Origin of the sequence: Sneathiella chungangensis, assembly GCF_009882935.1 — a bacterium.
Lineage (GTDB): Bacteria > Pseudomonadota > Alphaproteobacteria > Sneathiellales > Sneathiellaceae > Sneathiella > Sneathiella chungangensis.
This window is the reverse complement of the sequence record NZ_WTVA01000015.1, coordinates 626,483-640,386: the sequence shown is the minus strand read 5'-3', so window position 1 is coordinate 640,386 and position 13,904 is coordinate 626,483. Positions and strand designations below refer to the sequence as shown.

The window sequence follows — 13,904 nt, the reverse complement described above, 5'->3', positions numbered from 1 at the left end:
GATTTTTGTTTGACCGCAAACTATTTGCCACAAGATAACGCAATACAGGGCGCGGATCGAGACTTTATTGCCGTGCCGACGTCATCTGCAGGAAGGCATCTTCGAGGTCGGGCTCCTCCGTGGTCAGGTCGACAATGTCAAGACCGTCCTCCGTCACCGCCTTCAGGATCTTCGCCATTTCCGTCTCGCTCGGCCGGTAGGCGATATTGATCCTGCGGCCATGGGAGAGGGTGGCGTTGAATTTCCGCAAACCCGGCGGTACCTCGGAAATGTCATGACCGAGAACCAGGCAGACATTTTTCATATCGAGCCGGCCAAGAAGGTCTTCCGTTGGCTCGCAGGCAACCACCTCGCCATGATTGATGATGGCGATGGTATCGCAAAGCTCCTCCGCCTCCTCCAGATAGTGAGTGGTGAGGATAATTGTCGTGCCTTCATCATTGAGCTTTTTGACATGGGCCCAGAGTTGCTGGCGCAATTCGATATCCACGCCCGCCGTCGGCTCATCAAGGATCAGGACGTCCGGGCTGTGGACCATGGCCTTGGCGACCAGAAGCCGCCGCCGCATGCCGCCGGACAGCGTCCGGGCGTAGACATCCGCCTTGTCTGTCAGGCCCATGGCCGCAAGGATTTCGTCGGTGCGGCGTTTTGATTTCGGCACGCCATAAAGCCCCGCCTGAAATTCCATGACTTCGCGCGGCGTGAAAAAGGCGTCGAGATTGAGTTCCTGTGGCACGACGCCGATGGCGCTTCGGGCGGCGCGCATGTCTTTTTCCGTGTCGAAACCACAGATGCGCACTTCGCCGCCTGTCTTGTTGACAAGCCCGGCAATGATGTTGATCAGGGTCGATTTACCGGCGCCATTGGGCCCGAGCAGACCAAAGAAGGATCCCTGCTTGACGTCGAGGTTAATGCCCTTCAACGCGGTTTTGTCGGGACCCGGGCCCTTGACCTTGTAAATTTTCACCAGATCCCGAACTTGCAGGGCAGGCGTTGACGGCGCTGTTTCAGTCATTCTTTTATTTTCTTCAGTATTTATTGTTGGATCGCTACCGATCTAAATCCAGTAAGTGAGGGCGAGCGGTACGACCAGAATGGTCAGCAACGTTGACGCCATGATGAAGCTGGCAACGTCGGATGCATGTTCATTCTGGTAACGCTCAACCCAAAGATAGGTGGCGACGGACGCCGGCATCAGGCACATCAGAATGAAGACTCCGCGCGTCGTGCCCGTAAAACCGAAAAGCCACACGATCATATAGGCGACAGCGCCGGCCATGGCAATATGAAAGGCCGCAAGATAGAGGCCGGTGATCATGCCCTCGACCCGGAGAGTGGCAAGTGTATAGCCAAGCGTAAGCAGCATCAGAGGAACGGCAAGGCCGCCCAGAATCTTGGAACAGGCGGCGATGGGACCCGGAAGGCTGGTCCCTGTTCCCATGAGGAGGAGGGCGATAACCACACTGTAGACCGCCGGTTGGCGGATCAGGTCGGTCAGCGATACCTTGCCAATGGGAAGCCACATGCCGACCGTAAAAATACCGGCGATTACCACGGCGACAACCGCAAGGGCGATGGCCATGCCGTCGCTGCCGAAGGCCAGCAGGCTGATCGGCAGGCCGATATTGCCGACATTGTTCAACATCATCGGTGACAGAAAAGCGCGCACCGGCCGCCGGATGATCTTGAGAAAGGCATATCCGATGAGGGTAAATCCGGCGATCATCACGGCCGCGGCGGCCATGACATCGAGAAACTCACCGAACGAGATGTGGTTCTCGGTGAGATGCGAGAGGATCAGCGTCGGATAACCGACATTCGCCACGACATCGCCGACGGTTTTGGTATCGAACCGCTTGCGGAACCGGGCGAGAGCATAGCCAACCAGAATACAAAGCAGCACCGGAACCAGCACGTTGCTGACATGAAAAAACAGTGCTTCCACATTCCCCCCTGTTCACGCCCGGTCCCAGCGTAAGGGCAGCATGGTATGCTGACAATATATTCTTTATCCGGCGAGGAGAGCGGCGGGCGGGCAGAAAGCGCCGCGCGGCGACATTTCTCGGTTGCGTCATCGGCTGCAATCGATATCATCCATGCCGTGCCGGATGGTCGCGAAAAGCCTCGTGTCCGGCAATCTGCGATGACCATCTGAAGAAGTGAGACGGCTTTATGCAAGCGTTTGAGACAATTGAAGTTGATAGCCCGAAAGTTGCCTGCGATGGTGGCAAAGGCCCCCTCGGGCATCCGCGTGTCTTTCTCAATATGGGGGACAAGGACAAGGTGGAATGTCCCTATTGCAGCCGGCTCTATGTGTTGAAGGCGGGCGCAAAAGCCGCGGGCGGTCACTGAGGCTGCGCGACGATTATACGAAAAGCGAGGCGGTATGACCGAACCGGACGTCACAGGCGATCCAGACCAGAAGCACAGGATTTATCTTGTTGACGGATCGGGGTACATTTTCCGCGCCTATTTCGCGATGATTCGCGGGCGGCGCCCGATGTCTCGATCCGATGGAACCCCTACCGGCGCGGTTCTCGGCTTCTCCAACATGCTGTTCAAGCTGATCCAGGACACCCAGGCCGACGGCCGGGTGAGCCATCTCGCGGTCATATTCGACACGAGCCGGAAAACTTTCCGCTCCGAGATTTACCCCGAATACAAGGCGAACCGCGACGCGCCGCCAGAGGACCTGATCCCACAGTTTCCCCTCGTGCGGGAGGCAACCCGGGCCTTCAATGTTCCGGCCATCGAGAAGGAGGGGTTCGAGGCGGACGACATTATCGCGACCTATGCCGCGCAGGCGCGCGCCAAGGGGATGGAATGCGTCATTGTGTCGTCGGACAAGGATCTGATGCAGCTTGTCGGCGGGGATGTCACCATGCTCGATCCGATGAAAAACAAGGAAATTGGTGTCGCCGAGGTGGAAGAAAAATTCGGCGTCGGCCCGGACAGGGTGATTGATGTGCAATCGCTGGCGGGCGACAGCGTCGATAATATTCCCGGGGTGCCGGGTATCGGCATCAAGACGGCGGCGCTTCTGATCAATGAATTCGGTGATCTCGACAGCCTGCTTGAGCGCGCCGAAGAGATCCCGCAAAAGGGCCGGCGCGAAAAACTGATTGAGAATGCCGACTTGGCCCGTGTCAGCCGTGATCTCGTGACGCTGAAGACTGATGTCAATCTTGATATCGATGTCATGGACCTGACGGTCGAAATGCCGAAGCCGGCCGACCTGATCGCTTTCCTTAAAGAGAATGAATTCAAGCAGCTCACCGGGCGGGTGATGGAATTTTTCGGCGAGGGGTTTCGGGACGAAGTGGCGGCGCTTCCCGACGATGACCCGCCGGAGGAAAACGGCGTGCCCCAGGTCGACGAGGTTCACTATACGACAATTCTTGACATGGACGCGCTAAAGTCCTGGATAAGGGAGGCGGAGCGCGTCGGCCATGTTGCGGTCGATACGGAAACCACCAGCCTGAATGCCATGCAGGCGTCGCTGGTCGGAGTGTCGCTCTCCATCCATCCGGGAAGCGCCTGCTACATTCCGGTGGGGCATGTCAGCAAAAAGGCACAGGGCGGATTCGATTTTGACGGCGCTGCGGAAGGGCAGGCCGATGACATGCCGCGCCAGCTCCCGAAAGAGGACGTCATCAAGGCGCTTAAGCCGCTTCTGGAGGATCCCGGTGTCCTTAAAATAGGCCAGAATATAAAATATGATCAGGTCATTCTGGCGCAGGAGGGGATCACGGTCGCGCCGATCGATGACACGATGCTGCTGTCCTATTGCCAGGATGCCGGGCTTCACGGCCATGGCATGGACGAACTGGCCCAGCTTCACCTGGGCGTCACGCCGATCTCCTTCAAGGAGGTGGCGGGTACCGGTAAATCGCAGATTACATTCGCTGAAGTCCCGATCGACAAGGCGACGGAATATGCGGCGGAAGATGCGGATATCACACTCCGATTGCATAACCATTTGAAACGCCAACTGGTAAAGGCGAAAGCGGTCAGTCTCTACGAGACGATCGAGCGCCCGCTCGTGCCGGTTATCGCCCAGATGGAGCAGGAGGGCGTCCGGGTGGATGCCAAGCTCCTCAGCCATCTGTCGTCGGATTTCGGCGCCCGCATGGAAGATCTGGTCAAGGAAATCCACAATCTGGCGGGAGAGGAATTCAACGTCGGATCGCCGAAGCAGCTTGGCGAGATCCTGTTTGATAAAATGGGGCTTTCAGGGGCGAAAAAGGGGAAGACGGGCGCCTATACGACCGACGTCAACGTGCTGGAGGGTCTGGCCGCGGACGGGGTTGAACTGGCGCAGAAAGTGCTCGACTGGCGGCAGCTTTCGAAGCTGAAAAGCACCTATACCGACGCGCTGCAAGGCCAGATCAATCCCCGGACCGGGCGGATCCATACATCCTTCGCGCTTGCCGCGGCATCGACCGGGCGCCTGGCTTCCAGCGAGCCCAATGTCCAGAATATCCCCGTCCGCACGGAAGAGGGGCGCAAGCTGCGCGAGGCGTTTGTCGCGGAACCGGGCAACAAGCTGATCAGCGCCGACTATTCGCAGATCGAACTGCGCCTGCTGGCCCATATCGCCGATATCCAGTCCCTGAAGGAGGCCTTCGAGCAGGGCCTTGATATTCACGCGAAGACGGCATCGCAGGTGTTCAACACGCCGATTGAGGGCATGGATCCGATGATGCGCCGCTCCGCCAAGGCGATCAATTTCGGGATTATTTATGGGATCAGCGCATTCGGTCTCGCGCGGCAGCTCGGCGTCTCGAGAACGGAAGCTCAGGGGTATATCGATCAGTATTTTATCCAGTATCCGGGCATCCGCGATTATATGGAAAAGACAAAAAGTTTCTGTCACGAGCATGGCTATGTGCAAACGCTCTTCGGTCGCAAGGTCCATCTTCCCGGGATCAATGACAAGAACGGCGCCCGGCGAAGCTTCTCGGAGCGTGCCGCCATCAACGCGCCGATCCAGGGCTCAGCCGCCGATATCATCAAGCGGGCAATGATCCGTTTGCCGGATGCGCTGAACGAAGAGAAACTGTCGGCCCGTATGCTGCTTCAGGTGCATGACGAACTGATTTTCGAAGTGCCCGCAGATGAGGTCGAGAAAACGGTCGCTGTCGTTAAATCCGTGATGGAGGGCGCGGCGCTTCCGGCGCTGGAGCTTTCCGTTCCGCTCACTGTCGATGCCGGGATTGGCGATAACTGGGGCGAAGCGCATTAACGGGCCAGCCCCGGCCTGCTTGCCCAGCCGGAGCATGAAGGCTAGGATGCCGTAAATAATGCCTTCTTGCCGGGAGCCTCATGCTGGAAATCGCCCTGATCGCCTTTACAACCTTTTTTGCGACGATTGGCCCGCTTGACGTGGCGGCGTTGTTCGCGGCGCTGACGGTGAATGCCTCGGCGCGGGAAAAACGGCAGATGGCGCTCAAGGGATCGCTGATTGGCGGTGGCATTCTTTTCTTCTTTGCGCTTTTTGGCAAGGCGGTCCTCACCAGTTTCGGCATTACCCTTCCCGCGCTCCAGGCCTCCGGCGGCATACTCCTTCTGCTGATTGCCATCGATATGGTGTTCGCCCGGGATTCAGGCAGCACGACGCCGACGGATGAGGAACAAGCGGAAGCGCGCGGAAAAAAGGATGTTTCCGTCTTTCCGCTGGCGACCCCTCTCATCGCCGGGCCGGGCGCCATCGGCGCGGCAGTGCTGCTGGTGGCGGAGGCAAAAGGCGACACCGTCCATACGGCGATAGTCATCGGCGTTCTGGTTGGCATGATACTGCTGACCTTTCTGCTGATGCTTCTTGCAACCCAGGTGCAGAAGCTGCTCGGCGTGACGGGCCTTCATGTGATCTCCCGCGTTGTCGGCGTCCTTCTCGCGGCACTGGCGGTTCAATTCATATTCAACGGTATTCGCGATAGCGGGCTGTTAGGCTGATGCCGCCGGTCGCATGTCCCATCGCAAGAGAATCAATTCCCGCAAAAAATTAACCATTTATTTAAAAAAATTAACTATATCAACGGCATAGAAATTCGATTGAAGGGCAGAGGAAAGATCAATGTTTCCGCAGGATTGCAAGAAGTTTCATAAAATTTTATGCAAATCCTAGGTGAATTTTGTTGACATTTAGGCGCTAAATTGTCACTTTCATGGCATTGGAGAAGATGTAAGTCCTTTGCGCAGGTAAGGGGCGGACAGAAATCGCTGTAGTGCAGGTATATTTTTCTGCCGCCGGGCGAAATATTTTAAGATTTTCGCAATTCGACGAATTAAGATTGCAGTAGGAGTAAAAATATTATGATCAAACATGTTAAATCATTTATAGCGGTGGCGGGGCTCGCACTTGTGTTTGCCGCGCCGGCGCAATCAGCCGTTGTCTCCTGGACAACTGACTTGCCGGTTGCCGATACAGGCGTGCCCGCTCCGACCTCTACGGTTGGGACGGTTCTGCAGAATCTCACAACATCGGTTAAGAACGAATATCGGTCTCCCTGGCAGGGAACGGCCCTTGACGGCATTGGTACCTACACCGCTGTACAGGCGGATGCCTATGCGTCCTACGTTTTCGACAAAGGTTACTATGCGGTCGATTTTCTGTGGGGGTCTGTCGACAACTATAATGGCCTGGAATTCTACTATCAGGGTAACTGGGTAGATTCCCTTTATGGTGATGACGCCCAGTTGAACAGCGTTAACAAGGGTCTCGGCTTTATTGTCGCCACCGTCATGGCAACCGGTGTTTTCGATGAAATCCGCTTTAATTCAGGCAGCAACGCCTTTGAATATGGGAATATTTCGGTTTCCGCCGTGCCGCTTCCCGCCGCATTGCCGCTCTATGGCGCGGGTCTTGCCGCACTCGGCTTCCTTGGATGGCGCAAGCGTCGCAAATCCGCAGCGATTGCAGCCTAACACCAATTTGCATACTCCTATTGGAACGGCGGCTTTTCGAAGCCGCCGTTTTTTATGTCAACGCGATCATTTATAAATGCGTCCCGCCCGTTGTCTGTATCGCGGCAGGGACCAGCCAAAGGTAATCGCGCCCGCCCTCAGGCCAAACCCGATCGCGATTGCAAGGCAGGCGGCATTCAGCCGGGGCGTATCCAAATAGGTAATGGCGGCGATATAGGTGGCGGCACTCAATAGCGCCGCCGTCGCATAAACCTCCTGTTTCAAGAGCAAGGGTATTTCACCTGCGACCAGATCCCGCGCCAGTCCGCCGAACGTCGCGGTCGCCATACCGAGAATGATTGCCACCAACGGGCTTACCCCGCTTTCGCGGGCGATTTCCGCCCCCATGACGGCGAAGGCCGCCAAACCGGCGGCGTCGGCCCAGATCAACATCACGTAGCGTTTCTGAACGCGGGAGGCGAAGAAAAAGAGCAGCACCGCAATTGCAAGGCAAACCAGCAGATACCGCTGATCGTTTATCCAGAATACCGGTCGGTCGAGAATGATGTCCCTAAGGGTACCGCCGCCGATGCCCGTAAAGGTCGCCATCATGCCGAAGCCGATCAGGTCCATTTCCTTGCGGCTGGCGACCAGGCCTCCTGTCGCGGCGAAAACCGCCACCCCGACAAGGTCGAGTATCGTGATAAATTCTGCAAACATGGCGCCCCTCACTTGAAAGGCGCATCATCCGTCAGAAAAAATGAAAGAGCAAGACCTCCGAAATCAGAGCATTGCCTGCAGAACGCGATCCGGAGGCGTATGGCCGTCGATGAATGTTTTTATATTGATCAGCACTTTCTCACCCATATCGATCCGCCCCTCAATCGTGGCCGACCCCATATGCGGGAGCAGAATGACGTTATCGAGTTCCAAGAGACGGGGGTTGACCGCCGGCTCATGCTCGAACACATCAAGCCCGGCGCCGGCAATCTTGCCATTTCGCAGCAATCGGGTCAGCGCGTTCTCATCGACAACCTCCCCGCGGGACGTGTTGACCACGTAGCAGGAGGGCTGCAACAACGCGAGGCGCCGTGCATTCAGGAGGTGGAACGTCGCCGGGGTATGCGGGCAGTTGACCGAAACAATGTCCATCCGGGCCAGCATTTGGTCGAGGCTTTCCCAATAGGTCGCCTCCAGTTCGTTCTCGACATAGTCCGGCAGGCGGTTCCGGTTGTGATAATGTATGGAAAGCCCGAAAGCCCGGGCGCGCCGCGCGACGGCCTGACCGATCCGGCCCATCCCGATGATGCCGAGACGCTTGCCCCAGATCCTGTGACCGAGCATGCTTGTCGGCGACCAGCCATTCCAGTTGCCGGAGCGCATCAGACGCTCCCCTTCCGTGAGCCGCCGCGGCACCGCCATAATCAGCGCCATCGTCATGTCCGCCGTATCTTCCGTCAGTACGCCCGGCGTATTGGTGACGGTGATGCCGCGCTGGCGCGCGGTCGCAAGATCGATATGATCGACGCCGGTCCCGAAACTCGCGATGAGTTTGAGATTGGGATTCGTCTGGCTCAAGACGCCCAGGTCGATTTTATCGGTAACCGTCGGGACCAAGACATCGGCCATCTTGACCGCTTCGATCAGCTGGCTTTGAGTCATCGGCGTGTCGTCATGGTTCAGCCGGGTATCGAATAACTCCATCATACGGGTTTCGATAACGTCCGGCAGCCTTCTCGTGACGACAACTACGGGTTTCTTCTGCGGCATAGGATGACTCTCTTGTTCCTGATTTTTCGGCAAGACCAACAGACTTTATCTAGCAGATAGCGTTGATGGATACAATTGCGACCTTGGGATAATGGCCGGAGATTTTTTGCGGACTTGACCAAGGGGCCTCCCGCACGGCATAAGATGGACGACCTCCGCTTACATTTAAAGGTAATGGCACTTTGAAGCGCAGCATCTATCTATTTAGTTTTTTCCTTCTGGTCCTTGTCCCGATGCAGGCGTTGGCGGCGTCCACGGGGTCGGAAACCGGGCTGCCGCTGCCGCGTTTCGTTTCGCTCTCTTCCGACAAGGTAAATGTGCGCGCCGGGCCCGGAACGCGCTATCCCATCAAATGGGTTTTTGTCCGGCGCGGCTGGCCGGTGGAAATTATCGAGGAATACGAGCTCTGGCGTCAAATCCGCGATATCGATGGATCGATCGGCTGGGTTCACCGAAACCTGGTAAGCAACCGGCGCACGCTTATCATCACGGGCGATTTGCGGGCCGTCTATGAAGAGCCGGATGAGAAGAGCCCGGTCGTGCTTCTTGCCGAGCCCGGCGTCGTCGGCAAGCTGAACGAATGTGACGGTCGCTGGTGCGAGATCGAGATTGCCGGGCTCACCGGCTGGCTCCTGGCCAGCCAGTTCTATGGCGTTTACGAGAACGAGAAAATCCGCTGACGGCCTGTCCTAGTCGCTAAGGTCTTCGGCAAGGGCCGTCCGGGTATCCCCCTTGATCAGGGCGATATGGCCGTAATTTTCATGTTCCACCCCCAGCTGAAGCTCGACCGAAGGGTCCCTGAAAGCCGCTTTCTGTGCGCTCGTCAGGGGAAAATGAAGGAAGTGGATGGAGGAGGCCTTGCCATCGTCCGTCGTCCGCTCGACGTCCTGCTCAGGCACGGCGTAGATTTTCTCCCCGCCAATCGACAGATAGATCGTTTTTTCTATATGACCTAACTGGCGCAGCATGAAATCGCGACGCACCGGGTCGTCGATCTCGATCATGAAGGTCGCGACCAGTTCCGATCCGTTCGGGATGAGCGGGTTATAGGCGGCAAGCTCGTCCGCAAGCTGTTCGTCGCCGCCCTGCTCGATATAGAGCATCTCCTGGATCTGCGACCACATCGTTTCGTAGTTCTCGAAATAGAAAGTGGCGAAGGGACCGATTTCGACCCGCCGGTTTTTCTTTATCGGGATCAGCTTCTGTTTATGTTCCTTGCGGATCTTCTGATAGTCAGCAACCGGCAGGATATCTTCCGGCGTGATTTCACGTTTCTTAAGTGCTGTCATAACAGTTTCTCCTCTCAGAGGCCGTAGGCTTTGGCCAATAGTTCAATCGGATGCAGCGCGGTTTTTTCCGGTGCTGCGCCGGCATCAAGTTTTTCTATTCCCTGCAAAAGATGCTCCGCCGCCAGCGGGCATTCCGAGGCAATATATTTGGCTTTTGAATTCAGCGCGGTCCGCGCCGCCGGTTTGCCGACCTTGATAGCCGTCTCGAAATTTTCCTTCATGATCCCCCAGGACCCGCCATGGCCGGAGCAGCGCTCGACCACCGTGACCTCGGCCTGTGGGATGAGGCGGAGGATTTCTGCCCCTTTCGCGCCCATATTCTGGGCCCGGGCGTGGCAGGCAAGATGCACCGCCATGCTGTCCCCGATTGGCTGCATGCCATCGGCCATACCTTCCTTCTTGGCGAACTCCATGACATATTCCGCAACATCGAAAGTCGCCTTGGAAAGCTTTTCGATGGCGGGATCACCAGGGGCGAGGAGGGGCCATTCGAACTTCAGCATAAGCGCGCAGGAGGAGACGAGAGCGATCACGTCATAGCCCTTGTCAATCCAGCCGCCCAACTCGGCCGAGACCTTTTTCGCGTTCTCGACGACGCCCGCAAGATCCCCCTGCTCCATTAGCGGCATGCCGCAGCATCCCGGATAGACGACTTCCGTTTCGATGCCGTTCTTGGCGAGAACCTTGCGGGTGGCTTCGCCGGTCGCCGGATTGTTGTAATTGCCGAAACAGGTGGCGTAGATAACCGCTTTCCGGCCAAAAGCCGGGGCATCCTTGTTGATCTCCAGCGGCGCCTCTTTTGCGCGGGCCACCAGGCTTTTCGACTGGTATTTCGGCAGGGCGGCGTTTTTATCGATACCGAGAGTAGCCTCCATAATGCCGCGGGTCATTTTATTGGATGTATTGGTCGCCCAGTTCGCAAGTGGCGCAACGGGGGCGGCCAGCTTTCCGTTCCGGTCGGTCTTGGAAAGTTCGCGGCTGACGAATTTATCCTTGCCGTTCTTCTTTTCAACGGCGCGGTAGCGCAGCATGAGATGCGGAAAATCAAGGTTGAATTCATGGGGCGGCACATAGGGACATTTCGTCATGAAGCACATATCGCACAGCGTACAGGCGTCAACGACGGGCTTGAAGTCCTCCGACGAAACGGAATCGAGCTCCTCCGTCTCCGAGGCGTCGATCAGATCGAAAAGCCGGGGAAAGGAATCGCAAAGATTGAAGCAGCGCCGACAACCATGACAGATGTCGAAAACCCGGCGAAGTTCCTCGTCCAGTTTTTGCTCGTCATAGAAATCGGGATTGTTCCAGTCGATGATATGCCGTGTCGGCGCGTCAAGGCTTCCTTCGCGCATAATATTCCCCTGAATATAGGTGATTTGGAAAGGGGTAGCGAATTACGTAATCCGCTACCCCGTCAAACGAAAATCGTGATCCGGCGGATTAATCGTCGAGATTATCGAGAGCCTTCTGGAAACGGCCGGCGTGGCTTTTCTCTGCCTTGGCGAGAGTTTCGAACCAATCGGCGATTTCGTCATGGCCTTCTTCGCGCGCGGTTTTCGCCATTCCCGGATACATATCCGTATACTCATGCGTTTCGCCGGCAATGGCCGCTTTCAAGTTGGCGGAGGTTGCGCCTATCGGCAGGCCGGTCGCCGGATCGCCGACGGCTTCAAGATATTCCAGATGACCGTGCGCATGGCCGGTCTCGCCTTCCGCAGTCGAGCGAAAAACCGTTGCAACATCATTGTACCCTTCAACGTCGGCTTTCTGCGCGAAATAGAGATAACGGCGGTTTGCCTGGGATTCACCTGCAAAGGCATCTTTCAGATTTTTTTCGGTTTTGCTTCCCGCTAGAGACATGAAGTCCTCCTGGAATGAGAGATTGGAATGAGTCTGTTCGAGGATGAACAGGTTTACCCAGTCAATATAGGTCCAGGGAAAAGGGCTGTCAATAGATTAGAATTCTTCTAAAGAAGAAAAATTAGCGCCGCGGCGAATTGACCCGGACGATTACATCGACGCTGCTGATTTCGGTCCCTTCGGGCAGCGGCGGAATATTGGCGACTGTCAGATCGCTCTTCGCGATATCTTCAAGTGTGCCTTGTTCTTCATGGAAGAAATGATGATGCGGCGCGACATTCGTATCGAAATAGGAGCGGCTGGAATCCACCACAACTTCCCGAAGAAGGCCGGCGGTGGTAAATTGATGCAGGTTGTTGTAGATCGTCGCCAGTGAAATCGCGACACCGGCTTCCATGGCTTCGCTGTGCAAACGCTCCGCCGTGATATGGCGATTGCCCTGAGAATACAGCAGTTGTGCCAACGCCAGGCGCTGCTTGGTCGGACGCAACTCGGCGTCTCTCAGCTTCTTCTCCAATTCAACAAAATCTGACTGCGTCATCGGGCACACTCTTGTAATCCGGCCCCTTCCAATAAGAAGCCTTATCGCAAATATATAGTATTTATTTTAATAATTCAAATCTGCAATAATGATTCCACCGATTTTTCGTCTATTTTCCGGTCATAATGCGTTCAACAAGCTGTTTAACCGTTGGAATAAAACCGTTCGCATAAAACGGGTCGCTGGCAAAGCGGTATGCGCCATGCCCGGCAAACATCAAATTATTCTCGATATTCGCTTCTGAATGGATGACATCCTGCAACGTCTTCTGAATGCAGAAGCTCCGGGGGTCGGCTTTCCGGCCCGTATTGCCTTTCTCGCCTTCCGCCCAGTTGGAGAATTTGCACTGGGACAGACAACCCATGCAGTCGATCTGGTCCTTGCGGATTTCCGCCATCTTTTCCGGCGTTACAAAAATCAGGGTTGAGTCCGGGGTTTTAAGCCCCTCGGTATAGCCCTCGGCGACCCAAGCTTCCGCGCGTGCCTTGTCTTCTGCCGTCAGAAACACTTCGCGTTTGCGCGCGCCGATGCCAAAGGCGGTGTCGTGGGCGCCAACCGCTTCATGAGAAAAGGCGACCTGACGCTCGGAGCGGGCTTTCAACTCGTCCAGGAACTCGTTGCGCACCGCCGACGACCAGAATCCTGTCGGGCTGAATTTATTGAGGAAGACATCGCCCTTCTTCAGGGTGCCGAGCTTCTTCTTCCAGGCATCGGATATCGGGCTTTCCTTGGTCAGCAGCGGACGCGTTCCAAACTGAAATGCGATCGGCCCGATTTCCGGATTGTCCAGCCAATGCTCCCATTCGTCGATATGCCAGACGCCGCCGGCCATGATAATAGGCACCTTGTCAAGGCCGATCTCGTTCATCAGCTTGCGCAGGTCGGCAACCCGGAGGTAGGGATCTTCCGGCTTCAGCGGATCCTCGACATTGCTGAGCCCGTTATGACCGCCCGCGAGCCAGGGGTCCTCATAGACGACGCCGCCAAGCCATTCGGAGAATTTGTAGTAAGCCCGCTTCCACAACGCGCGAAAGGCGCGCGCCGACGAGATGATCGGGTAGTAGTGGACCTTGTAGTCGGCGGCGATCTGCGCAATCCGGTAGGGCATGCCCGCCCCGCAGGTGATGCCGTGAATGAGGCCTTTCGTTCCTTCAAGAACGCCATGCAGAATACGTTCCGCGCCGCCCATCTCCCAAAGCACATTCATATGAATCCGGCCGTCGCCGCCCGCCAGCTCATGGGCAATCTGGGCCTGCGCTATGCCGCCGCGGATGCCATAGGCGACCAATTCCTCATGGCGGTCACGGCGTGTCCGGCCATGATAGACCTGCGGAATGATATTGCCGTCATCATCAAAACTGTCGGCATTGACGCCGGAAAAAGTCGCGACGCCGCCCGCGGCCGCCCAGGCGCCGGAGCTCTGTCCCGAAGACACAGCAATCCCTTTCCCGCCCTCGATGAGAGGCAGGACTTCCTTGCCGGACAACAAAATTGGATTTAACGGCTTCACGAAATCATTCCCATGGCTACATACCTAA

15 protein-coding genes are annotated in these 13,904 nt (G+C 56.5%); 6 read left to right on the top strand and 9 right to left on the bottom strand.

Annotated features, from left to right (window positions below):
• Nucleotides 1–64: 64 nt before the first annotated feature.
• Nucleotides 65–1,015 carry an ABC transporter ATP-binding protein gene (locus GQF03_RS16180; protein WP_161340302.1) on the bottom strand — a complete coding sequence of 317 codons (951 nt, stop codon included), beginning with the start codon at nucleotides 1,013–1,015 and terminating at the stop codon, nucleotides 65–67.
• A 42-nt stretch (nucleotides 1,016–1,057) separates the two neighbouring features.
• Nucleotides 1,058–1,945: an AEC family transporter gene (locus GQF03_RS16175; protein ID WP_161340301.1), complete on the bottom strand. Its 888-nt coding sequence runs from the start codon at nucleotides 1,943–1,945 to the stop codon at nucleotides 1,058–1,060.
• A gap of 45 nt (nucleotides 1,946–1,990) precedes the next feature.
• Between GQF03_RS16175 and GQF03_RS16170 the strand changes: the two genes are divergently transcribed.
• From GQF03_RS16170 to GQF03_RS16150, 5 genes are all read left to right on the top strand, one after another.
• Entirely contained in the window at nucleotides 1,991–2,155 is a 165-nt protein-coding gene (locus GQF03_RS16170; RefSeq protein ID WP_161340300.1) for a hypothetical protein, read from the top strand.
• Nucleotides 2,156–2,172: 17 nt separating this feature from the next.
• Entirely contained in the window at nucleotides 2,173–2,352 is a 180-nt protein-coding gene (locus GQF03_RS16165) for a zinc-finger domain-containing protein (RefSeq protein ID WP_161340299.1), read from the top strand.
• Nucleotides 2,353–2,386: 34 nt separating this feature from the next.
• A complete protein-coding gene (polA, locus tag GQF03_RS16160; protein WP_161340298.1) occupies nucleotides 2,387–5,245 on the top strand; it encodes a DNA polymerase I in 2,859 nt (952 codons plus the stop codon).
• Between the two features lie 80 nt (nucleotides 5,246–5,325).
• The gene (locus GQF03_RS16155; RefSeq protein ID WP_161340297.1) at nucleotides 5,326–5,955 is read left to right on the top strand and encodes a MarC family protein; all 630 of its coding nucleotides are present in this window, start codon (nucleotides 5,326–5,328) and stop codon (nucleotides 5,953–5,955) included.
• Between the two features lie 360 nt (nucleotides 5,956–6,315).
• Nucleotides 6,316–6,927, top strand: a complete 612-nt coding sequence (locus tag GQF03_RS16150; RefSeq protein ID WP_161340296.1) for a VPLPA-CTERM sorting domain-containing protein — start codon at nucleotides 6,316–6,318, stop codon at nucleotides 6,925–6,927.
• Between the two features lie 66 nt (nucleotides 6,928–6,993).
• Here the strand turns inward: GQF03_RS16150 and GQF03_RS16145 are convergent, their stop codons facing one another.
• Both GQF03_RS16145 and GQF03_RS16140 read right to left on the bottom strand, forming a co-directional pair.
• Nucleotides 6,994–7,626, bottom strand: coding sequence for a trimeric intracellular cation channel family protein (locus GQF03_RS16145; RefSeq protein ID WP_161340295.1), 633 nt, complete (start codon nucleotides 7,624–7,626; stop codon nucleotides 6,994–6,996).
• Between the two features lie 63 nt (nucleotides 7,627–7,689).
• Entirely contained in the window at nucleotides 7,690–8,676 is a 987-nt protein-coding gene (locus GQF03_RS16140) for a 2-hydroxyacid dehydrogenase (RefSeq protein WP_161340294.1), read from the bottom strand.
• 182 nt (nucleotides 8,677–8,858) lie between these two features.
• On the opposite strand from GQF03_RS16140, the gene GQF03_RS16135 reads away from it, so the two are divergent.
• Nucleotides 8,859–9,356 carry an SH3 domain-containing protein gene (locus tag GQF03_RS16135; protein ID WP_206375919.1) on the top strand — a complete coding sequence of 166 codons (498 nt, stop codon included), beginning with the start codon at nucleotides 8,859–8,861 and terminating at the stop codon, nucleotides 9,354–9,356.
• Between the two features lie 9 nt (nucleotides 9,357–9,365).
• Here GQF03_RS16135 and GQF03_RS16130 read toward each other — a convergent pair whose 3' ends face one another.
• The 5 genes from GQF03_RS16130 to GQF03_RS16110 form a co-directional block, all read right to left on the bottom strand.
• Nucleotides 9,366–9,965, bottom strand: a complete 600-nt coding sequence (locus tag GQF03_RS16130; protein ID WP_161340293.1) for a DUF3501 family protein — start codon at nucleotides 9,963–9,965, stop codon at nucleotides 9,366–9,368.
• Between the two features lie 14 nt (nucleotides 9,966–9,979).
• Nucleotides 9,980–11,317 carry a heterodisulfide reductase-related iron-sulfur binding cluster gene (locus GQF03_RS16125; RefSeq protein ID WP_161340292.1) on the bottom strand — a complete coding sequence of 446 codons (1,338 nt, stop codon included), beginning with the start codon at nucleotides 11,315–11,317 and terminating at the stop codon, nucleotides 9,980–9,982.
• A gap of 88 nt (nucleotides 11,318–11,405) precedes the next feature.
• Nucleotides 11,406–11,825, bottom strand: coding sequence for a rubrerythrin family protein (locus GQF03_RS16120; RefSeq protein ID WP_161340291.1), 420 nt, complete (start codon nucleotides 11,823–11,825; stop codon nucleotides 11,406–11,408).
• 121 nt (nucleotides 11,826–11,946) lie between these two features.
• Entirely contained in the window at nucleotides 11,947–12,366 is a 420-nt protein-coding gene (irrA, locus tag GQF03_RS16115; protein ID WP_161340290.1) for an iron response transcriptional regulator IrrA, read from the bottom strand.
• A gap of 109 nt (nucleotides 12,367–12,475) precedes the next feature.
• Entirely contained in the window at nucleotides 12,476–13,876 is a 1,401-nt protein-coding gene (locus tag GQF03_RS16110; protein ID WP_161340289.1) for a nitronate monooxygenase, read from the bottom strand.
• Nucleotides 13,877–13,904: the final 28 nt, after the last annotated feature.

What these genes read in the sequence shown, in the direction of transcription:
- irrA (WP_161340290.1), bottom strand. Translation starts at nt 12,366, where the DNA reads ATGACGCAGTCAGATTTTGTTGAATTGGAGAAGAAGCTGAGAGACGCC.
- GQF03_RS16145 (WP_161340295.1), bottom strand. Translation starts at nt 7,626, where the DNA reads ATGTTTGCAGAATTTATCACGATACTCGACCTTGTCGGGGTGGCGGTT.
- GQF03_RS16155 (WP_161340297.1), top strand. Translation starts at nt 5,326, where the DNA reads ATGCTGGAAATCGCCCTGATCGCCTTTACAACCTTTTTTGCGACGATT.
- GQF03_RS16130 (WP_161340293.1), bottom strand. Translation starts at nt 9,965, where the DNA reads ATGACAGCACTTAAGAAACGTGAAATCACGCCGGAAGATATCCTGCCG.
- GQF03_RS16165 (WP_161340299.1), top strand. Translation starts at nt 2,173, where the DNA reads ATGCAAGCGTTTGAGACAATTGAAGTTGATAGCCCGAAAGTTGCCTGC.
- GQF03_RS16170 (WP_161340300.1), top strand. Translation starts at nt 1,991, where the DNA reads ATGCTGACAATATATTCTTTATCCGGCGAGGAGAGCGGCGGGCGGGCA.
- GQF03_RS16140 (WP_161340294.1), bottom strand. Translation starts at nt 8,676, where the DNA reads ATGCCGCAGAAGAAACCCGTAGTTGTCGTCACGAGAAGGCTGCCGGAC.
- GQF03_RS16150 (WP_161340296.1), top strand. Translation starts at nt 6,316, where the DNA reads ATGATCAAACATGTTAAATCATTTATAGCGGTGGCGGGGCTCGCACTT.
- GQF03_RS16120 (WP_161340291.1), bottom strand. Translation starts at nt 11,825, where the DNA reads ATGTCTCTAGCGGGAAGCAAAACCGAAAAAAATCTGAAAGATGCCTTT.
- GQF03_RS16180 (WP_161340302.1), bottom strand. Translation starts at nt 1,015, where the DNA reads ATGACTGAAACAGCGCCGTCAACGCCTGCCCTGCAAGTTCGGGATCTG.
- polA (WP_161340298.1), top strand. Translation starts at nt 2,387, where the DNA reads ATGACCGAACCGGACGTCACAGGCGATCCAGACCAGAAGCACAGGATT.
- GQF03_RS16125 (WP_161340292.1), bottom strand. Translation starts at nt 11,317, where the DNA reads ATGCGCGAAGGAAGCCTTGACGCGCCGACACGGCATATCATCGACTGG.